The sequence below is a fragment of the Achromobacter aegrifaciens genome (assembly GCF_902859735.1).
GTDB lineage: Bacteria > Pseudomonadota > Gammaproteobacteria > Burkholderiales > Burkholderiaceae_B > Achromobacter > Achromobacter aegrifaciens.
Map to the genome: position 1 here is coordinate 218,807 of NZ_CADIJY010000005.1, position 19,728 is coordinate 238,534.

General features: G+C 67.7%; 16 protein-coding genes. 2 read left to right on the top strand and 14 right to left on the bottom strand.

Translation table 11 applies throughout. From position 1 onward, the window contains the following. Positions 1–8: 8 nt before the first annotated feature. From tssM to tssJ, 4 genes are read right to left on the bottom strand one after another with little or no spacing between them, the layout of a single operon-like run. Positions 9–3,638 carry a type VI secretion system membrane subunit TssM gene (gene tssM, locus HV766_RS17080; RefSeq protein ID WP_054457198.1) on the bottom strand — a complete coding sequence of 1,210 codons (3,630 nt, stop codon included), beginning with the start codon at positions 3,636–3,638 and terminating at the stop codon, positions 9–11. Beyond that, positions 3,635–4,912 carry a DotU family type VI secretion system protein gene (locus HV766_RS17085; RefSeq protein WP_054457200.1) on the bottom strand — a complete coding sequence of 426 codons (1,278 nt, stop codon included), beginning with the start codon at positions 4,910–4,912 and terminating at the stop codon, positions 3,635–3,637. Before HV766_RS17085 ends, tssM begins: the two co-directional genes overlap by 4 nt. 27 nt (positions 4,913–4,939) lie before the next feature. Further along, positions 4,940–6,274: a type VI secretion system baseplate subunit TssK gene (tssK, locus tag HV766_RS17090; RefSeq protein ID WP_175181586.1), complete on the bottom strand. Its 1,335-nt coding sequence runs from the start codon at positions 6,272–6,274 to the stop codon at positions 4,940–4,942. A gap of 18 nt (positions 6,275–6,292) precedes the next feature. Beyond that, complete coding sequence (gene tssJ, locus HV766_RS17095) at positions 6,293–6,853, bottom strand: type VI secretion system lipoprotein TssJ (protein WP_054457203.1); 561 nt, start codon at positions 6,851–6,853, stop codon at positions 6,293–6,295. A gap of 118 nt (positions 6,854–6,971) precedes the next feature. Here tssJ and HV766_RS17100 point away from each other — a divergent pair, with 118 nt between their 5' ends. Together HV766_RS17100 and HV766_RS17105 are read left to right on the top strand one after the other, a co-directional pair. After that, the gene (locus HV766_RS17100) at positions 6,972–7,343 is read left to right on the top strand and encodes a TssQ family T6SS-associated lipoprotein (RefSeq protein WP_054457206.1); all 372 of its coding nucleotides are present in this window, start codon (positions 6,972–6,974) and stop codon (positions 7,341–7,343) included. Between the two features lie 27 nt (positions 7,344–7,370). Beyond that, the gene (locus HV766_RS17105) at positions 7,371–8,132 is read left to right on the top strand and encodes an FHA domain-containing protein (RefSeq protein WP_054457208.1); all 762 of its coding nucleotides are present in this window, start codon (positions 7,371–7,373) and stop codon (positions 8,130–8,132) included. 4 nt (positions 8,133–8,136) lie between these two features. Here HV766_RS17105 and tssH read toward each other — a convergent pair whose 3' ends face one another. From tssH to tssA, 10 genes are all read right to left on the bottom strand, one after another. Further along, positions 8,137–10,746, bottom strand: a complete 2,610-nt coding sequence (tssH, locus tag HV766_RS17110; RefSeq protein WP_125472569.1) for a type VI secretion system ATPase TssH — start codon at positions 10,744–10,746, stop codon at positions 8,137–8,139. Between the two features lie 14 nt (positions 10,747–10,760). Next, positions 10,761–11,864 carry a type VI secretion system baseplate subunit TssG gene (gene tssG, locus HV766_RS17115; RefSeq protein WP_119449734.1) on the bottom strand — a complete coding sequence of 368 codons (1,104 nt, stop codon included), beginning with the start codon at positions 11,862–11,864 and terminating at the stop codon, positions 10,761–10,763. A gap of 4 nt (positions 11,865–11,868) precedes the next feature. Continuing rightward, on the bottom strand, positions 11,869–12,408 hold the full coding sequence (locus HV766_RS17120) for a DUF3540 domain-containing protein (RefSeq protein WP_054457211.1): 540 nt from the start codon (positions 12,406–12,408) through the stop codon (positions 11,869–11,871). 28 nt (positions 12,409–12,436) lie between these two features. Beyond that, complete coding sequence (gene tssF / locus HV766_RS17125) at positions 12,437–14,341, bottom strand: type VI secretion system baseplate subunit TssF (RefSeq protein WP_175181587.1); 1,905 nt, start codon at positions 14,339–14,341, stop codon at positions 12,437–12,439. Next, positions 14,341–14,892 carry a type VI secretion system baseplate subunit TssE gene (gene tssE, locus HV766_RS17130; RefSeq protein WP_054457215.1) on the bottom strand — a complete coding sequence of 184 codons (552 nt, stop codon included), beginning with the start codon at positions 14,890–14,892 and terminating at the stop codon, positions 14,341–14,343. Before tssE ends, tssF begins: the two co-directional genes overlap by 1 nt. Beyond that, positions 14,892–15,707 (bottom strand): type VI secretion system accessory protein TagJ, encoded by an 816-nt coding sequence (locus HV766_RS17135; protein WP_119449737.1) that lies wholly within the window; start codon positions 15,705–15,707, stop codon positions 14,892–14,894. Before HV766_RS17135 ends, tssE begins: the two co-directional genes overlap by 1 nt. A 13-nt stretch (positions 15,708–15,720) precedes the next feature. After that, complete coding sequence (locus HV766_RS17140; protein ID WP_088607795.1) at positions 15,721–16,188, bottom strand: Hcp family type VI secretion system effector; 468 nt, start codon at positions 16,186–16,188, stop codon at positions 15,721–15,723. Positions 16,189–16,259: 71 nt separating this feature from the next. Continuing rightward, on the bottom strand, positions 16,260–17,762 hold the full coding sequence (gene tssC, locus HV766_RS17145; RefSeq protein ID WP_059379448.1) for a type VI secretion system contractile sheath large subunit: 1,503 nt from the start codon (positions 17,760–17,762) through the stop codon (positions 16,260–16,262). Between the two features lie 31 nt (positions 17,763–17,793). Next, positions 17,794–18,345 (bottom strand): type VI secretion system contractile sheath small subunit, encoded by a 552-nt coding sequence (gene tssB, locus HV766_RS17150; RefSeq protein WP_054457219.1) that lies wholly within the window; start codon positions 18,343–18,345, stop codon positions 17,794–17,796. A 39-nt stretch (positions 18,346–18,384) separates the two neighbouring features. Then, complete coding sequence (gene tssA, locus HV766_RS17155) at positions 18,385–19,434, bottom strand: type VI secretion system protein TssA (protein ID WP_175160154.1); 1,050 nt, start codon at positions 19,432–19,434, stop codon at positions 18,385–18,387. Between the last annotated feature and the right edge of the window lie 294 nt (positions 19,435–19,728).

The following is a 19,728-nucleotide window of genomic DNA, read 5'->3' on the forward strand; positions in this document are numbered from 1 at the left end:
TGTCCTGTTCACGACGCGCCCGGGCAGGCGAACGCCTGCATCTCGGCCAGATGGAAAGGGCTCTTGACGCTGCTGGCGGTGATCTCCAGCACCACCTTGCGCCCGCCCAGATCGAATGTGGCCAGCGTGACCTCCGGCGTGGCCCCCCGCCGCAGCTGGGCGCGGTCCAGCATGCGGTTCAGCGCCCAGGGGCCCGACGTGGTCATGCCAGCCGCGCCGACCTGCGGCGTGAGCTCGATGCGCACCTGGTTGCTGCCGCGCGGACCGGGCCACTGCACCGTGGTCGCCACCTGCGGACCATGCGCGTAGCGCACCGCCTGGCCATCCACGTCCATCACGAACTGGGTAATGCCCGCGTCCATTTCCACGGGCCTGATGGCCACCCGATACGAGGGCATGGGGTTGCCCGCCATGAAATACACGTCGCGGATCACGCCCGCGCGCTGGAACGCGTCCAGCGTGGTGGAGTTCTCCCCCGACTTGCCGTCGATGCCGGGCTTGAAGCGCCAGCGCTGTCCGGAAACGTCGATCTGGTTCGCCAGGTTCTTCTGGAAGAAGTCGTCCATCAGGCCATTGGGCCCGAACAGCCGCGCCATATCGTTGGGCGCCACGTCGCGCGCCGAACGGCTCGAAAACGGATAGCGTCCGGCCACGGACTGGCCGCAGAACATGCCGATGGTGGCGGACACGGTCTCGCCCATGCGCGCGCGGGCCACGTCGGACACCTCGCCGGACGCGTTCACCGACAGCGAGTTGAGCACGTCGCGCAGCGGCCCTGGCAAGCGGCCCGCCTCGGCCCTCAGCTTGGTCACGGAATCCGAGCTGGGTGCGGGGCTGCCGCTGCGCAAGGCCGCATCCGCCGCCGTCAGATAGGTATAGAGCTCGTTGATGAGGCCGGTGGTGGCTGCGATCGGCGAGGTGGCGCCGGCCGCCGCGCCCTCGCCTTCGGCCAGCCGCCGGTACGGCTCGAAATGCTGGTCTACGATGCGCTCCAGCTTCTCGTCGGTGGCGTCGGCCCGCATGGCCGCGCCGGGCCCGGTTGGCCCGAACATCTGCTCCAGCGCCTCGCGCGTGCTGCTGACGCGGTCGCGCGCCTGGTCCACCAGCGAGCGGTCATCCTTGCCGGTATCGCGCAGCAAGGAGGTCTCGCGCGCAACGCCGCGCACCAGCTGCACCAGCGGAGACTCCGGCGCGGACAAGGTGCGCGCCATCTGGATGTTCTGCAGCAGCGACTTGCTGGGCGCCAGCTGCATATCGTTCAGATAGCCGTCCCACTGCGCCACGTAGTCGTTCATGTACAAGCGCTTGATGTCGACCACCAGCTGGCGTTGCGCCGTCTGGTCCAGCTGGCTGCGCAACGGGATGTTCAGGATCCACGCATCATCCGAACGCAGCACCTCGGCCACGCCGGTCACGCGCTTGTTGAACACGTCCCAATAGCCGCGATAGCTGTAGAGCGCGGGAATGCCCTGGCTCAACGGCTTGCCGCTCTTGCGCACGAAGACGGCGCTGGCCTGCGCGCCGCCCAGCGTCACCACCGTGATCTCGGGCGCCGCGTCGGCGTTGGCCAGGGTGCGGCGCAGCCGGCTGTAGGCGCGTTGCGCCAGCGTGTAGCGCGCCAGCTTCTCGCGCGCCTGGGCCACCAGCGCGTCGTCCTTGGGAAACGGCGATGCAAGCACGTGGCTCTGCGTCAGGTTGCGCAGGTGCAGCGACAGCTGCTCATACTGGCGCCGCGTGTAGCCTTCAGGCAGGGTGGCCTGCATGTCCGAGAGCAGCCACGCATGCATGAACTCCGCGTCGTAGCGTTCGGCCTCGTACAGCATCAGATAGGCCCTCAGCGCCTCGTAGGAATACTCCAGGTCGCTGGCCGAGGCGTCGCGCAGGGCGGTCTCGACGCGCCGCGCCACCTGCGGCAGCAGCACCTGGTCCAGCGTGTTGCCGTACACGCCCTGCGCCGCCGCCCGCAGCTTCTGGCCCTGGTAGAGGCCATAGCGATAGCTCAGGGGCGGATTGTCGATCTCGAAGCCCTCGTGCTGGGGCAGGTACCAGAGGCTGTCCAGGAAGGGCATCAGCCCCAGCAGGTCGCCGGTGCGCGTGATCTTGATGTCGCGGCTCAGCTTCTCCACCGCCGGCACCCGCCGCGCCACCTCTTCCACGTAATCGGCGTTGTTGCGATAGCTCATCGTCCAACCCGCGACCAAGGCCAGGAAGGCCGCTGTCACCAGGCCGTACCCCGCCCAGTGCAACTGCCGATAGCGGCGTTCCCAACGCAGGTTGCGGCTGGCCAGGCCGGCCTCGCGGAAGATGACGTCCTGCAGCAGGTTCTTCAGGAAGTAGCTGCGTCCTTCCGCCTCGCCCGGCACGCTGGCCGCGGGCGCGGCGCCGCCGTCGATGCGCAGGTAGCGCTTCAGATGGCCAGTCACCTGGTCGAAGGTCTCTCCGCCCTGCGTGCCGCTGGTGAAGTAGACGCCTCGCGGAATGACCCGCGCCTCGAACTTCGAAGTCGCGAACACATCGCTCAGGAAATGGCCCAGGATGGCCTGCAGGCCCGCGAACTGCTGCGGCAACATGTAGGCAAGCGCGCGCCGCGCAGGATCGCTCTCGGCCGCCACCACTTCAGGCAAGGCGTCATCCAACCGCCGCTGCAACAGCGCATACTCTTCGTGAAAGGCTTCATACAGGTCGAAACCCGGCTCCTGCGCGCGCGCATACGGCAAGGTAAAGCCCCAGATCTGCGCCAGCTCCTCTCGGGTAAAGGAAGCGAAGTACTCTTCGAAACCGGACAGCAGATCCGTCTTGGTCACCAGCACATACACCGGGAATGCGATGCCCAGCTGCTCGCGCAATTCCTGCAGGCGGCGTCGCAGCACTGCCGCATGCTGCGCCCGTTCCGCATCCGACGCCGACAGCAGGTCTTCGACGCTGACAGTGAGCATGGCGCCGTTGATGGGCTGGCGGCCGCGGTACTTGGACAGCAGGCCGAGAAAGCCGCGCCACTCTTCTTCGTCGCCGGTCGGATCGCTTTCGTGCGTGGTGTAGCGCCCCGCCGTGTCCAGCAACACGGCATCGTCAGTGAACCACCAGTCGCAATTGCGCGTGCCGCCCACGCCGCGCAAGGCCACCTTGCCGTAGCGTTCGGCCAGAGGAAAGTTCAAGCCTGAATTCACCAGCGCGGTGGTCTTGCCCGCGCCCGGCGCGCCGATGATCACGTACCAGGGCAGCTGATACAGGTACTGCTTGGAGAACCGGTCCAGCGCGCCGCGCCTGCCGCGGCTCTCGAAGCGGGTCTTGCGCAGCAGTTCCACGGCCTCGTGAAAGCGCGCCTCCAGCTGGCGTATCTCGTCGTTGCCGGCGGCTTCCTCCAGCGGCTTTTCCGCCTTGGGCCGGGGCCGCCGCAACTGGCTCAGCAGCTGCGCGTTCAAGCGCCCTTCGCGCCATTTGCGCCACAACAGCCGCAGCAGCCAGATCGCGAACATCGCCACGATGACGGCGATGCGCACCGTTTCGCTTTCCAGCGGGCGCACCGTGCCGATGGCGATGAGCGGCCCCGCGATCCAGATCAGCACCGCCAGGGCCACCAGCCCCAGGAAGTTCCACACGCGGCGGCTGAAGAACCATCCGAACAGCCTGTAGATCATTCCTGTCCTCCCTGCTCGTGCGCCACCGGCGGCACCAGCACCGTGATCTCCACCCGCCGGTTCAGCGCGCGGCCCGCGGCCGTGTCATTGGGCGCCACCGGATCAGCGTCGCCGCGCCCTTCCGCGCGCACGCGGGCCGTCTGGCCCAGGCGTTGCTCCAGCATGTCCTTGACCGCATCCGCGCGCGCCTGCGACAAATGCCAGTTGGACGGAAAGCGTGCGCTGCGCATCGGCGTGTTGTCGGAGTAGCCGCGCACCAGGATGCTGCCCTGCGTCTCGCGCAAGGCATCGGCCACGCGCGACAGCACCGGCAGGTACTGGTCGCGCACGGAACTGGCGCCAGATTCGAATACGCCATCGCCCCGCAGCACCACCACGCTGCGGTCCACCTCATCGCGCACGGTGACCAACTGGTCGCGGATCTCGGGCGCCAGGAACACCGCCAGCCGCGGCGCGGGCGCAGGCCGCTTCACGGCGGTCGGGGCGATCTGCACCGTGGGCGGACGCAGCTTGGCGATGGACGCGAACACGCCGTCGGACTCGCTGCCCAAACGCCAGCCCAGGCCCCAGTACAGGGCCAGCGCCAGGACGGCTGCCAACGCGCCGAACACCCACAGCGGCACGGGCAGGCGGCGCAATGGCGTCTGCGCCGGCTCGTCGCGCCAATGCGGAGACAGCGCCAGCGGATAATCGCCGCGCGCGCCGCGCAGGATGCGCAAGAGGCGCTGGCGCAGCGTTTCCAGCTGCGAGCGGCCGTTGTCGATCACGCGGTAGCGCCCTTCGAAGCCCAGCAGCAGGCAGTAATACAGCAACTCCAGCAGATCCAGGTGCTGCCCGGGGTTCTGCGACAGCTTGGCCAGCAGCTGGAAGAACTTTTCTCCGCCCCAGGTCTCGTTGTGGAACGTGACCAGCAGGCTGTGCGCGGACCACACGCCGCCCCCGCCCCATGGCGTGAGCGCCGCGGCCTCGTCCAGCGCCGTGCACAGGCAGTAGCGCGCGCCCAGTATGGTTTCGTTGGGGATGCCCGCCTGCTGCGCGCGCAGCTCGAACTGCCGCACTTCGTCCAGCAGGTGCTCGCGCAGCATCGCAGGCGAGGGATGCGTCGCCGTGGCGCGGATCTGCGGGATCAGGTCCAGCAGCGGGTTGGCCGCCGCCACCAGCGGATTGGCGCCGCTGATGACGTAATCGTGGGGACGCAGCCTGCCCGCCGTATTGGCAGCGCCTTCGCCGATGCCGCCCGGAGGGCCGGCCAGCGTGTGATCCGAAGCATGCATAGTTGTCTCCGCCTGGTTTGGCCGCGCTCAGTCGCGCAGCGCCCAGAACTCCATCGTCAGCCCGGGAAAATCGCCCGCCAGATGCAACGCCAGCGCGCCGGTGCGCTCCAGCTGCTTCCAGAATTCGCCGCTCTTATCCAGTTCGAAATAGACATGTCCGGCGCTGTACGGAATCTGTCGCGGCGCCACGGGCAGCGCGCGCACGGCGACGCCCGGCAATTGCAGGTGCACCAGGTCGCGGATGCGTTCCACCGGACCGATCTTGACCTGCGCCGGAAAGCGCGCCCGCACGGTCTCCACGCCCAGGTCCGCATGCACCGCCAGCACGAAGCCGGCCGACTGCAACAGTTCCGCGTCCTGGATCTGCGCCACGCGCACGCCCTGGCCGCGGTCCTGCAGCGGTATCTGCAAGGCGCGCTGCTCCAGCACGGCCGACAGGGAGCGGCGCAGCTCGTTCATCAAAGGCGTGAAGCTGCCCTGCAGATCATCGTGCACGTAGTCCGGCAGCACACCGGGCCGGCGCGTGGCGGACGTGAAGGTGGCCAGGTCGCAGGCCAGCATCAGCCAGTCGTGGAACAGGCGTTCGGGATGCTGCGCGGGAAGCTGCCGCACATGCCAGATCGAACCCATATAGCGGTTGACGGTTTCCAGCAGCATGAAGTCCGACACCTCGGAAACGCCGCCGCGGCCGGGCTGCGACAGGCGCGAGGCCAGCGCCTCGCTGCGCGCGTCGAGCAGCCCCTGCAGTTCATCGACGAAGCCCCGCAGAACCGGATGCTCGCCCGCCGCCAGCCACGGCGCCACATAGCCTTCGTCCAGCACCACCCGGTTGTCTGAACGCCGCTCCAGCACGCGCGCCACGCCCAGGCCCAGCCAGTCGTCGGTAAGTTCGTCCTCCAGCATCAATCGCAACCGCAAGCGTCCGAGCTGCATCAGGACGGGTTCCAGCGCCACGGAGCCGCTGTCTTCCACTTCGGCCTCGTGCACCAGATAGCGCGCCAGCGTGTCTTCCTCGCCTTCGTAGATGACGTCGCTGGCGCCGGCGCGCACGCGCGGCAGGGCCAGCATGATGCGCGCGCCGCGCGTCTGCGCCGGTACTTCGAACGCCGCGGGCGCCGCGTCCGGATGCGAGAAATCGAAAGGCGTGCCGTCGGGCATGACGCCTTGCGCCCGGGTCAGCGCCACCTTGCCGATCGCCAGCGCGTCGCGGTCCAGCGACAGCTGGCCAAAGCCCCAGAAGCATCCCTGGAGCGTGGCTGCGCGCTGCTGCGCGGTATGCAGCATATGGCGTTCAAACTGCTGGAAATGCTGCGGCCGCAGGAACATGCCCTCCGACCAGATCACTTTGTCTCTACTCACCATGTGCGGTTCTCTTCGCTTCTAAAAGGGCCACCACGAACGGCTGCGATCCACTTCTTCCAGCCCGTCGCGCTTGACCGCGACCTTCACCGTCTCCTCGTTCGGCGAAAACTGCCAGACCTTGTAGATGTTGGTGTTCTGCGCCTCGGGCAACGACACCAGCAGCCGCCACTTGCTTTGCTCCAGTTCGCGATAGGCCGCCACCACGCCCACCACGCGCGCCTCGGCGTTGCCTGGGTACTGCACCACCTTGGTTTCACCCGGTTTCAGGATGACCTGGTCGACATTGAGCAGCTCCGCGCCCAGCGCCGCATGCGCATCGCCCTGCAAGGTGAAGAAGTCGCGCGATTCGAAGATGCTGGCCGATTTCAGTTCATAGATCGTCACCTGCACCGGCGAGGGCCTGCCGCTGGCGTTCTGGTTCACTTTCGGATCCGCGCGCAGTTCGATCGCGTACGGCACGGGCACTCGCTTGGCCGTCGACGAGCATGCCGCGAGCATCGCCGCCGTCAACGCAGCCGCGAGAATCGCCGCGGTGCGCCGCCGTCCCGTCGGAATCACTCGTAGGCATGGACCGTTCATAAGACCTCGGAAATAAAAGTACACACGTCTGTTACGCCGCGACGCATACCTTGCACGGCGGGCCGCTATCATCGGCGGAATGACCAGGCCTACACACTCCGAACGACACGCCCGCGCCATGAAACAGTCCGCACGCATTTGCTTGATATCCACGCTCGCGCTGCTTGCAGCCTGTGCTTCCACCCCATCGCCGCAAGCCGTGGAAGCGCTGCAGCAGGTGCGCGACGAATATGCCGCCAGCCGCTTCGGAGCCGTCGTGCGCACGGTGGCGACTTCCGACGCGCTTGCCACCGCGCCCACGCCCATGCGGGTCGAAGCGCTCAAGCTGCAGGCCTTCAGCTACTGCGTGACCAACTATCGCCAACTGTGCGAGGACAGCTTCGCGCGCATCCTGCAGCTGCAGCCCTCGTTCCAGCTCGCGCCGAATGAGGCCGGACACCCCCAGTGGGGACCGGCATTCCAGGCGGCGCAAGCGTCCCAGATCCGTTAACGCGCCGACGGCGCCCAGGAGACAGGCGTGAAACTCACCGTGTTCCAGCGTGCCGGCGATCCGGCCTTCGAACCCATCCACGCCGTGTTCACGGCGCCCGGCGGCACGGTAGGCCGCAGTCTCGACAACCAATTGGCCCTGCCCGATCCGACGCGCGGCATCTGCCGCGTGCAGGCGGCGATCCGCGTCAACGACGAGGACGCCGGCTTTCTGCTCAACCTGAGCGACATGAGCACGGTCAGCGTCAATGGCCAGGCGCTCGCGCGCGACCAGGAAGTGCCGCTGCATCCAGGCGACGAGCTGCAGATCGGCGACTACCGGCTGCGCGCCGCAGCGGCCGCGCCGGAGGCTCCGGCGGCCAGCGCGGCCGCCGTGGTCGACGACGACATCTTCAGCGACCTGATCGGCCCCGGCACCCTGCCCGTGGGCAGCGCGCCGGACGTCTCCACACACCCCTTCGATCTGGACTCCGCGCAGGCGCGCAACCCGGAAGATCCCCTGCGCCACCTGCCGCCCGGCGACGGCGCGGTGTCGCGCCCGCCCACCGATCCCCTGGCGCTGTTCGATGCGCCGGGCGACGACACACCCAGCATCTTCTCGGACGGCACCCCGTCCGCCCTGCCCGCGCACGACGCATTGGCCGAGCACCGGGCCCATCCCGTCGACGACGCGCTGGGCCGCCCGCGCGACGCGGCAGACGGCCGCAGCGCGTCCGATCATCTGCGCGAGATCGGCGGCTACCTGCGGCCCGCGCCCGTCAAGCCAGAACCCGGCGACAAGAACCGCTGAGGCCTCAGGCGTAGTCATAGCGGAACTCCCCGTCGGCGACCGACAGGCTTACTTTGCTCAGCCTGCGGTCCTGCATGGAGGCGCCCAGCAGTTCCCGGCTGATCCGGGGCAGCACGGTATTGGTCAGGACGGCATCCACCATGCGCGCCCCCGACTCCACTTCCGCGCAGCGCGCCACCACCAGCGCAGTGGCCTCGGGCGTCACCTCCAGCACGATGCCGTGCTGCTCGAGCAGGCGGCGGCCCACGCGTTCGAACTGCAGGTCCACGATGCGCGCCAGCATGGCGTCCGGCAGCGGCAGGTAGGGCACCGCCACCAGCCGCCCCAACAGCGCGGCTGGAAAGGCTTGCAGCAGCGGTTCGCGCAATGCCGCGGCCAACGCGGCGGCGTCGGGCAGCAGCTCGGGATCGCGGCATAGCGCCGCGATCCGTTCCGCGCCCACGTTGGAAGTCAGGATGATCACCGCATTGCGGAAATCGATATAGCGCCCCTCGCCGTCCTCCATCCAACCTTTGTCAAAGACCTGGAAGAAGATCTCGTGCACATCGGCATGCGCCTTCTCCACCTCGTCCAGCAACACCACGCTGTAGGGCCGCCGGCGCACGGCCTCGGTCAGCACGCCGCCCTCGCCATACCCCACATACCCCGGCGGCGCACCCTTGAGCGTGGACACCGTGTGCGACTCCTGGAACTCGCTCATGTTGATGGTGATCAGGTTCTGCTCGCCGCCGTAAAGCGCCTCGGCCAGCGCCAGCGCGGTCTCCGTCTTGCCGACGCCGCTGGGGCCGCAGAGCAGGAACACGCCTACCGGCTTGTCCGGGTCGGTCAGGCCGGCCCGCGAAGTCTGGACGCGGCGCGCCACCGCTTCCAGGGCATCTCGCTGGCCGATCACACGCGCCGAAAGCGTGTCCGCCAGGTCCAGCACCGCGCGCGCCTCGTCCCGCAGCATGCGGCCCACGGGAATGCCGGTCCAGTCGGCCACCACTGCGGCCACGGCGGCGGCATCGACCGCGCAATGCACCATCGCGGATTCATCCTGACTGGCCGCCAGCGCTATGCGCGCCTGCGCCAGTGCGCGGCGCTGGTCTTCCTGCGCATCGGAGGAGGCGAGCTCGAGCGTCTGGCGCAAATTCAGCACCTCTCCGGCCAGCGCGCGTTCCGACTCCCAGCGCTCCGCCAGCGCCTGCTCCTCTTTCGCGGCGACGGCCTGCTCGGCCGCCAGGCGTCCGACCCGCTGCGCATCGCCCTCGCCCAGACGCAGCTCGCGTTCGGCGATGCGTTGAGCCAGCTCCAGCGCCTGTACCCGCCTGCGCGCATCCTCCAGGCTGGGCGGCGCCGCATGCTGGCTGACGGCGACGCGCGCGCAGGCCGTGTCCAGTAACGCAACGGCCTTGTCGGGCAGCTGGCGCGCTGGAATGTAGCGGTGCGACAGCGTCACCGCCGCTTCGATCGCCTCGTCCAGCAGCAGCACGCCATGATGCGCCTGCAGCGTTTCAGCCAGTCCGCGCAACATGCCGAATGCGCGCGCCTCGTCGGGCTCGTGCACCTGTATGACCTGAAAGCGGCGGCTCAATGCGGGGTCTTTCTCGATGTACTTCTTGTATTCCGACCAGGTGGTGGCGCCGATGGTGCGCAGCTCGCCGCGCGCCAGCGCCGGCTTCAACAGATTGGCCGCGTCTCCGGTCCCTGCCGCGCCGCCCGCGCCCACCAGCGTGTGGATCTCGTCGATGAACAGCACCACCGGCTTCTCGCTGGCCTGCACCTCATCGATGACACCGCGCAGCCGCTGCTCGAATTCGCCCTTCACGCCCGCGCCCGCCTGCAGCAGGCCAATATCCAGCAGGTACAGCGCCACATCGCGCAGCTGCGGCGGCACCTCGCCTGCGGCCAGGCGCAGCGCCAGCCCTTCCACCACGGCCGTCTTGCCGACGCCGGCCTCGCCGGCCAGCAGCGGATTGTTCTGCCGCCTCCGCATCAACACGTCGATGAGCTGGCGGATTTCCTCATCGCGTCCCGAAACCGGGTCGATCTCGCCCGCGCGCGCGCGCGCCGTCAGGTCGACGGCGAACCGCGCCAGCGCGGAACCGCCCGCGTCCGGCGCCCCGGCGGCGGCAACGGGCGCAGTCTCGGCCGCGTCTTCCGGCGAGCCCTGCACAATCTCCTGCAGCTGTTCCAACAGCGTGTCCGGCGCGATGCGCGAGAACTGGGCCGACATGCCCAGCAGCACGTGACGCAGCGCATAGGTCCGCGCCAGTCCCGCCAGCAGATGGCCGCTGCGGATGCGCGCCGCGCCATAGCGCAGCGAGCCCAGCACCCAGGCCCTTTCGACCGCATGGTCGATGTGTTCGGACAGGTCGGAGACCGAGCCCGCGCCGGACGGCAGGCGGTCCAGCTCCGCCGTCAGGTCGGCCTGCAAGGCGGCCAGGTCCAGCTCGAAGCGACGCGCGATGCGATGCAGGTCGCTGTCTTGCGCGTGCAGGATCTGATGCACCCAATGCACCAGCTCCACATAGGGGTTGCCGCGCAGCTTGCAGAACGCGGTGGCGCCCTCCAGCGTCTGGTAGAGCAGTGGATTGAGCTTGCCGAAGAGGTCGATGCGGCCGATATCGGACATGGCAGGGTGGCGCGTCACGCGCGCGTCGTCGTTGAGGTTGAGGCCGGCGCACGGCCACGTGGCGGCCTGGCGCCGCGGCTTTCGTAGTCCAGCAGAAGATCGCCCGCCTCGCCTTGCTCGGGCCGGCGCTTGCCCAGCCATGAGGACAGGCCCAGCGGACGCGCGGCGCCCAGGTTCACGCCACGCGCGTCCTCCGCGCGCAGCACCGGTCTCAGGTCCCAGGCCAGCTCCATGCCGATGTAATGCCTGACCCAATGCGTCAGCTGGCGGGCGCGTATGCCTCCCGGCAGAAAGCTCTGGTAGTCCTCCAGCGCCAGCGGGCCGATCTCGATGCGGAATTTGTGCTGGGCATCGCGCACCGCCACGCCCAGCACCGTGTCGCGCCCCAGCCCCGCAAAGCCGCCCAGGCCCAGCCGCTGGGCTGGTTCCAGGCGGATCCATTGCGGCACGAACTCGCGGATGCGCACGGGCAGGCCGAAGAACGATTGCAAGATGTGCTTGAGCCCTTCCGGGTTGCGGGTCTGTCGCGTCAGATGGCCCGCCATGTGGTACTTGGCGTGGTCCAGCACCGCGTCGCGGCGGCGCATCGACGGCTCGCCCATATGCAGCAGGCTGGCTACGTAGCGAGTGAAGCGCTCATCCTTGCGGTCCAGGCTGACCGTGCTCTGCGCGTCCGCCCAGGCGCGGTAGAACAGCAGGATGAGCCGGTGATGGAACACGTCGGCAAATGCGGACAGCGTGCGGTCCCCGTGATGCGCCAGACGCTCGCGGGCATGCTCTGTCAGATGCAGGGGCAAGGGTCCATTGGGGCCGAACAGGCCGAAGCTGTAAATCGACAGTTCCGCGGGCCGCCCGCCCGTGGCGGCGCGCGCGGCGGCCACGGTGGACGGCGCGAACGCCATCGACGGCTCCTGCCGCAGCCGCACGGGTTCGTGGCGCGCGACCGTGTCGCGTCCCAAGGGCTTGCGCGCGCCCGAAAGCGCATCGATCCAGCGCAAGGCATGGAACAGGTCATGGGCGTACGGTTCGCGTTCGACCGCGCGCCACCATTGCGCCAGCGCGCCATCAGGCGCGGCGGACGGATGGACGGGATCGGCAACAGGCTGGGCGATATCCACCGTCCTACCCCATGTGTATCTGCTTGGCGTCCACCTTCACCAGGTCGCCGCCCGTCACCACCGTGTAGGCCGCGTGCAGCCGCGCGCTCTGCTCGGCCTGGAAATCGATGGCGCCGGCGCGCACCTGGTCCATCTCGCTGACGCTGCGCTGCGACAGCCGCGCCATCAGCGTCATGCGGTCCATCACCGCCTCGTAGCTGCGGCCCACCAGACGGACTTCGCCCACCGTGGCATGCAGCTGCCTGGCCACCATGCGGATGCTACCCGAGCGCAGCAGCAATTCGCCCTCCGCCTGCAGCGTGGTGCGTGCGGGATCGGCCTGCACGGTGACGGCGATCAGGTAGATGCGGGCGGGGTCCGGCCCGCTGATCAGCACTTCGTCGCCCGGCTGCGGCTCCAGCAGGCAGCTGGCGGCGCGCTGCACGGTCCAGACGCGGCCATCGCAGGCCACGGCATAGCTGCCGTCGTCTTCGCGGCGCAGCAGCTCGCCCAGCAGATGGACGGGGTCGTAAGCCATGCGGTTCAGATGTGCGGCGGACTTCATCACGCGCTCCTTTTAATGTGCACAGCCCCTAGACCACGGGCCGGCGTCCCATGCGGGGCTTGTAGCGGGCGACCTCGCCGCGCTGCAGGGTCGAGAGGACCAGCTCCGACATCAGGTTGATCGATACGTGGCGGGCGAAGAACTGCTCCAGCACGGCGCCAAACAGATAAGGGCTGATGCCCGAAAACGCGGTCTCGTCCACCTGCAGCGCGATGCGCACGCCGCGCCCGTGGACGATGGGGCCGGGCACGGGTAGACGGTGATGCACCGGCGTGGCGCTGACGTGCCGCAGGCCCGCGATGTGCCGGCGCACGCCCGGTTCGGCCAGGTTGCCGTACACGTGCAGCATTTCGCGCAAGGTCTGCGCGCCCTGCTCGGCGTCCAGGTCGGTCAGGCTGAGGTAGTTCAGGCCCAGGTGGCTGATCAGGTGCCAGGTGGCCGCGTTCTCGGCCAGCGCCGCGCGGGGCCGCGTGGGTCCGTGCAGCACCTTGACCGCGCGCACCGGCGCCGACACGCGCAAGGTCATGTCGGTATCTCCGCCCAGCGGCAACAGCAGCGCCAGATCGCGGTTCGTGCACAGGGTTTCCAGGGTCAGGTGGCGCAGGTCGCCCGAGAACGGCGCCTCGCGCCGGTCCACCAGCGACAGGAACGCTTCGCTGCCGATGTAGCCGCTACGGGTGCCGTTGCGTTGCGCGCTATCGGACACCAGCCGCGGCTCGCGGCGCATGGAAAAGTACGCGCCGTGCTCTTCGGGATCGCTGCCCAGCGAACCGTAGAACGGCCGGAATTCCTGCTCCTGCCGCTGCGCGGCGGCATGGCCCGCGACGCGCGTCACCCCGTAGACCTCGTAGTCCAGCGGGCGGCTGCGGTCGATGACGACGTGGTACTCGGAAGTCCTGGGCGTAACCGCCACGCGGTCCGCCCGCTTGGCGAACAGGTTGATCACCGGCACGCAATGCAGCGCCAGGTTGGCGGCCGATATCGCGCCTTCCAGCTCCGGCGCCGCCATCGAGAACAGCAGAGTCAGATCGAATGCACGGGTTTCGCGCTGCGCGCCCTGGGGCATCGCGGGCGTGCGCAGCCCCTGCTTCAATCCGTTGATGCTGAAGAACAGATAACGCTGCGCGAATGCGAAATACTCTTGCAGAAGGCGATAGCCCTGGAACACGCGGGCGTCGCCCGGCAGCAACGCCTGTTCGTCGGCAAAGCCCTCGTGGCGCACCGCGTCCGGCGGCAGTCTGTTGATCCATGCCACCGGCCTGGCGGTGTCATGGCCCAGCACCGCCACGGTATGCCCCATCACGACTTCAAGCAGACGCTGCATTTGCAGGTCCTGGCCGTTCAGGTGGAACACCAGCTGATCGAGCTCCAGGTCCTCCAGGCGCTGCCCGCCGCAAACCTCTATCCGGATGCGCAGCGCGCTCAGCACGCGAGCGGCGCGCCCGGCCAGGCCCAGCCGCGCCAGCGGCAGATCCTGCGGCGCGGCGGTGAATTCCGCCTGCGTGACCTGCAAGGGCCACAGGCGCAGGGCGTGGCCGGTGGTGAAGTCGCAAGGCGTCTGCTCGCCGCGCGCCACGCGGCCGCGCAGCAGCGTGCCGCGCGGCAATTCAAAGCCGCCCGCCAAGGTGCCTTCGTTCATGCTGGGCGCGAACTGCACGATGGCCATCGCCGGCGTGGGCGCCAGGTAGTTGGGATAGACCACCTCCAGCAGCCGCTGCGAGAAGCGCGGAAACTCGGCATCCATCTTCATATGGATGCGGGCGGTCAGAAAGCTGAAGCCCTCCAGCAGACGCTCGACGTAAGGATCGGCGACCTCCGTGGCATTCATGCCCAGCCGCGCCGCCACCTTGGGATGGGCCTGCGCAAACTCCGCGCCCAGCTCCCGCAGATAGACCAGTTCCCGGTTGTAGTAATCCAGCAGGCGATCGTCCATCAGGCACCGCCCAGATCGCGCAGATCCATGTGGCCGCTTTCCAGGTCGATGTCCGTGCGGAACAGGAACTCGAGCGGCTGCGGCACGCACCACAGCATGCCGCGTATCTCCAGGCTCAGCACATTGTGGTGTTCCAGCGTGCCGGCATCGGACACGCAGCGCACTTCCACCGACGAGTCCAGGATGCGCGGCTCGAACGCGGAGATCGCTGCGCGGATCGACTCTTCGACGTCGATCCAGTCGATCTCCGACATGCGCTTTCCCGCCATGGCGCGCACGCCGAAGTTCAGCGCCGAGGCCGCTACCGGCCGGTGCGCCGACAGGTCCTGGGACGCCTGCAGGTTGACGGTATTGAGCAGCCAGCGCAGGTCCCGCAGCACCGCCGCGCGCAGCGCCTCATGCGTCAACATGGCGTTTTCGCGCGGTTCTTCGCGCTTGGCGGGCTCGTTGTCCATCAGGCGATCCAGCAGCGACGGCTGCAACCGGTCGCGCGCCGCGCGCTGGCCGCGCGACAACGGCTCCCAATCGCGCGGACGATCGGCGTGGCCCATCACGCCAGCTCCAGGCTGCGTACCTCGAGCAGCGCGACTTCCGCGGCATCCGTCAGCCACATCTTCTGCCCCACGCCTGCGTAGGTATCGCCATGCAAGGCGCGCCAATCGGTCGTCCTGCCCAGCTTGGCCGAGTCGGACAGTTCGACCATGCGCGCGCCGGGCGCTGCCGGATAGCGCGCCGGCACCAGGCCCTGCCGCACCCGGCCGTCTTCCAGTTCGATCTCGGCCTGCGCCCAGACCAGGTCGCACAGGCCTTCCGGCGCAAGCAGACGCACGCGCTTGAGCCCGGCGAAGGGCAGCCACACGTAGCGCCCGCCCGCCAGGAACTCGAACACCGGACCAAGGCGGCTGTCGCCATCGCAGATCCATTGGAACGGCTGCGCCGTCTCTTGCGCCGCCAGTTCCAACAGGCCGGCACGCGCGCTCGCATCCTCGAAAGCCTTGCCGCGCAGCTCGGCCGCCTGGCCTGGCGCAGTGCCGTCCAGGCGCAGCGCCGATATCATGGCCCGCAGCCAATCAGCGGGCTCGTCCAGCAGCGCGGGTTCGCCTTGCCCGGCAAGCACGGCCTCGCGCTCGCGTTCCGCCGCGATGGCGCTGGCGTAAAGCACCTGCGTCGGCCGCGCCTGCGCGTTCAGATGGCCGCAGACGTTGAGCTGCTCGGCCGCGCGCGCCCAATCCCCCTGCACCGCCAGCAGCTGGAAAAGCTGGGCGCGCAGGTCCGCGTCGGCGGGCTGCCGGCGCACCTGCGCCTGCAGCTCGTCCAATTGGCCAGCCAGGCTGAGCGCGCCGAAGGGAACCGCAGCGATGGACATGGGTGTCTCCGCCCTAGCCCACTTCCTTGTTCTGCTTGATGTCCCAAGCCACCAGGCTTTCCGCGCCCTTGCCGCCCTTGTCGGTCTGCTCCCAGTACTGCTGCTTGACCTTGGCCGCCTGGAACGCGAAGTTCACCACCACGCCTTCGGCACTGCGGTCCCCGGATATCTGCACCGACGACACCAGCACGTCCTCCAGCGTGATCTTGGAGTACTCGATCTGCTCGCCGCCGGCCTTGCACATGGACAGCTCGATCTTGCTGAGGTGCTTGCCGCTGGCGCAGTGCTTCATCACGGCTGGCGCGGCCTTGTCGATGCGGGCCACTACGTGCAGATCGTTGAAGCTGGCCTTGCCCGCGCCCAGGCCGCCGCCGCTGGCCAGGTTGCCTGGCTGGGTTGCGCCCCATGAAAAGGACACGATATCGGTCCAGTCCTTGTGGTTGGCGTCCTTGGATTCACCGTTGGCGCCATCGATCTTCATGAACATATCCACTGCCACATCTGTCTCCTGGAGTTATGGGGCACGGTTGCGCCCCGACTTGTCAGCGCCACTCAGCCTTCGTTCTGTTTGAGCGAAGGCAGCTTGGAAACCAGCCGCAGCGACACCGTCAGCCCTTCCAGCTGATAGTGCGGCCGCAGGAAAAACTTGGCGGAGTAATAGCCCGGGTTGTCCTCGATCTCCTGCACCTGCACCTCGGCCGCGGCCAGGGGCTTGCGCGCCTTGGTTTCCTGCGAGGAGTTCACCGGATCGCCATCGACGTAATTCATGATCCAGTCGTTCAGCCAGCGCTCCATGTCGTCGCGTTCGCGGAACGAGCCGATCTTGTCGCGCACGATGCACTTCAGGTAATGCGCGAAGCGGCAGCATGCGAAGAGATACGGCAGGCGCGCGGCCAGCTTGGCATTGGCCGAGGCGTCGGCCTCGTAGTAGTCGTGCGGCTTTTGCAGCGACTGCGCGCCGATGAAGGCGGCGAAGTCGGAGTTCTTCCGATGCACCAGCGGCATGAAGCCGTTCTTGGCCAGTTCGGCCTCCCGCCTGTCGCTGATGGCGATCTCGGTCGGGCACTTCAGATCCACGCCGCCGTCATCGGTGGGAAAGCTGTGGCACGGCAGGTTCTCCACCGCGCCGCCGGACTCCACGCCGCGGATGGACGTGCACCAGCCGTACAGCTTGAACGAGCGGTTCACGTTGGCCGCCATGGCATAGGCGGAATTGGTCCAGGTGTAGCGGTCGTGGTTCGCGCCGTCTGTGTCTTCCTCGAAGTCGAATTCGTCGACGGGATTGGTGCGCGCGCCGTAGGGCAGCCGCGCCAGGAAGCGCGGCATCGCCAGCCCGATGTAGCGCGAGTCCTCGGATTCGCGCAGGCTGCGCCATGCGGCGTATTCCGTGTTGGTGAAGATCTTGGTCAGGTCGCGCGGGTTGGCCAGTTCCTGCCACGAATCCATCTGCATCACGTTGGGCGAAGCCCCCGCAATGAAGGGGCAGTGCGCGGCGGATGAGATCTTGGCGATCTCGCCCAGCAGTTCCACGTCGGGCGGACTGTGGTCAAAGTAGTAGTCGCCGACCAGGCAGCCGATGGGCTCCCCGCCGAACTGGCCGTACTCTTCCTCGTACACGCGCTTGAAGATCGGGCTCTGGTCCCAGCCCACGCCCTTGTGCCGCTTGAGCGTGCGGCCCAGTTCCGACTTGGACAGGCACATCACGCGGATCTTCAGAAGTTCGTCGGTCTCGGTGTTGGTGACCAGGTAATGCAGGCCGCGCCACGCGCCCTCCAGCTGCTGGAAGTCGGGGTGGTGCATCACGCGGTTGATCTGCTCCGACATCTTGCGGTCGATCTCGGCGATGATGGCCTGGATGGTGCGGTAGGCGTCCGACGACAGGCCGACGCCGCTGTTCTCAAGCGCCTGATGCGCCAGCGTGCGCACGGCGTGTTCCACCGCCTCCTGCGCCTGCTCGGTCTTGGGCTTGAATTCCTTCTTCAGCAGGGCGGAAAGATCGTCCGCCTGCAGGGTCTCGACAGCACGCGCGTCGGCGCGTTTGGCCACTGCGGTCATGGCATTCTCCGAAAAGCGATTCAAGCGGAAATCAGGCGGCCGGGTCCGGCGCGGGGGCATCGGATGCGCGCGGCTCCTCTTGCGGCTTCGGCGCGGCCGCCAGCGCGTTCATCAGCGCTGGATTCTTGAGCACGCTGCCGATCAGTTCCTCGGCGCCGGTCTTGCCGTCCATGTAGGTCAACAGGTTCGCCAGCTGGGTGCGCGCGCTCAGCAATTCGTTCAGCGCGCCAACCTTGCGAGCGACGGTGGCCGGCGAAAAATCGTCGATGCTCTCGAATGTGACGTCCACATTCAGGTTGCCTTCGCCCGTCAGCGTGTTGGGCACCTGGAACGCCACGCGCGGCTGGATGGACCGCATGCGTTCATCGAAGTTGTCGATGTCGATGTCGAGGAACTTGCGCTCGCCCACTTCCGGCTGCGGCGTTTCGGACTTGCCGGCCAGGTCCGCCAGCACGCCCATCACGAACGGCAACTGGATCTTGCGTTCAGCGCCGTAGATCTCCACGTCGTATTCGATCTGCACCCGCGGCGCGCGGTTTCTTGCAATGAACTTCTGGCCGCTTCCCTTCAGGCTGGTCGCCATGATGTCGTCTCCTCTTGTTGGTGCGGCGGCTGGCCCGCCTTACGGTTCCTGCCGGTTCGCCTCGGACCGCGGCAGCCATGCCTCGAACTGCTCCAGCCCCTGGGGCGCCAGATTCCTGATGATGTCGTGAAAACTCATTGGGATGAGCTGCTGCGCCCTGCGGATGAGGTAAGGCGCGGGATGACCGGGCTCGTTGGCCTCGAAGTACGCACAGACCTTGGACAGCATCGCCACGGCCTCGTCGCGCGACTGGATCGTCGCGTCCTGCCAGCGTGCGGCGTGATCCGCCGCGCTCGCGACCGGCTGCGTGGCTGGCGCCTCTGCCGCGGTCCGCGCCTCGTCGGCCGGCGCCGCGGTCGGCCTCGCGGATTGCGGATCGCGCGCCGCGTCCAGCACCAGGTCCAGCGTGCGCAGGATGGCCGCATAGTCGGGCGCCCACGCGGCGCCCAATTTGTCCGTCACGAGTTTCTGAATGCGCCGCAGCGCATCGGCGGCTGAGGCCAGCGCCTGCACGTCGGCATCGCCTTGCGTCCATGCCTGGCGCAAGCGCTCGACCAGGCGCGGACGCCCGCCTGGATAGCCGTCCGCATCCTGGCGGCTGCCGTCCAGCAGCGCTTCGGTATCGCGCACGGTGAGTTGTCCATGCACGCCGCTGATCAGGCTGGCCGAACGCAGGCTGCGCGCACAGCCCTGCATGTCGCCAAAGGCCGCCAATGCGTTCATGCGCGGCATGGGATCGTCTTCCCCCACGCTGTCCAGGCGTGGATGCACCGGCTCCCAATAGCGTTCCAGGGTATCGACGGCCAGCGCCAGGCCATCGCCATAGCCGGGCAGGCCGCGGATTTCGGTCCAGGCGGAGGTCAACAGGCCAATGATGCGCAGGTCGCGGGTGCGTTCCAGCAGCGCGCGCGCCAGGCGTTCGACTTCGCGCCAGTCAGGTGGCTGCGCGGCAATGATGGTCGACCCGAACTGCTGTTCGTCGCGCCCCGCCGCGGCTTGCTGCAGTTGCAGGAAGTCGGCGTCGTATTCGAGGTCTTCCCCGCAGGGCAGACGTGAATCGAGTGTATTGAGGATGTCGGCGAATTCCATAGTCATCAGTTAAATGCCTGCTGGGATGCTGCCTGGATACAACCACTACGCTCCGCGCTGCTTCACGGAAGGGTGAATTCTAGGCATCTCTTTCCGCATGCAACGGCAACCTAACAACTACAGATTTTTCTTACAGATAGCTAACACCCGAGTAAACAATTGAACACTTGTCTCCCTGCTGCATTGATTTTTGGACACAGACCTTACGGAATCGGGCGCATCACGGAAGGACTGTTACCGAAGCGTAAAAAACACAAAAGCATGTGAGAGCGCTTCTCCGGCGCTTTCGCCCCT

Bases quoted from the DNA above. Each gene is read 5' to 3' on its own strand.
- tssM (WP_054457198.1), bottom strand. From the start codon at position 3,638: ATGATCTACAGGCTGTTCGGATGGTTCTTCAGCCGCCGCGTGTGGAAC.
- HV766_RS17085 (WP_054457200.1), bottom strand. From the start codon at position 4,912: ATGCATGCTTCGGATCACACGCTGGCCGGCCCTCCGGGCGGCATCGGC.
- tssK (WP_175181586.1), bottom strand. From the start codon at position 6,274: ATGGTGAGTAGAGACAAAGTGATCTGGTCGGAGGGCATGTTCCTGCGG.
- tssJ (WP_054457203.1), bottom strand. From the start codon at position 6,853: ATGAACGGTCCATGCCTACGAGTGATTCCGACGGGACGGCGGCGCACC.
- HV766_RS17100 (WP_054457206.1), top strand. From the start codon at position 6,972: ATGAAACAGTCCGCACGCATTTGCTTGATATCCACGCTCGCGCTGCTT.
- tssH (WP_125472569.1), bottom strand. From the start codon at position 10,746: ATGTCCGATATCGGCCGCATCGACCTCTTCGGCAAGCTCAATCCACTG.
- HV766_RS17120 (WP_054457211.1), bottom strand. From the start codon at position 12,408: ATGAAGTCCGCCGCACATCTGAACCGCATGGCTTACGACCCCGTCCAT.
- tssF (WP_175181587.1), bottom strand. From the start codon at position 14,341: ATGGACGATCGCCTGCTGGATTACTACAACCGGGAACTGGTCTATCTG.
- tssE (WP_054457215.1), bottom strand. From the start codon at position 14,892: ATGGGCCACGCCGATCGTCCGCGCGATTGGGAGCCGTTGTCGCGCGGC.
- HV766_RS17135 (WP_119449737.1), bottom strand. From the start codon at position 15,707: ATGTCCATCGCTGCGGTTCCCTTCGGCGCGCTCAGCCTGGCTGGCCAA.
- HV766_RS17140 (WP_088607795.1), bottom strand. From the start codon at position 16,188: ATGAAGATCGATGGCGCCAACGGTGAATCCAAGGACGCCAACCACAAG.
- tssC (WP_059379448.1), bottom strand. From the start codon at position 17,762: ATGACCGCAGTGGCCAAACGCGCCGACGCGCGTGCTGTCGAGACCCTG.
- tssB (WP_054457219.1), bottom strand. From the start codon at position 18,345: ATGGCGACCAGCCTGAAGGGAAGCGGCCAGAAGTTCATTGCAAGAAAC.
- tssA (WP_175160154.1), bottom strand. From the start codon at position 19,434: ATGGAATTCGCCGACATCCTCAATACACTCGATTCACGTCTGCCCTGC.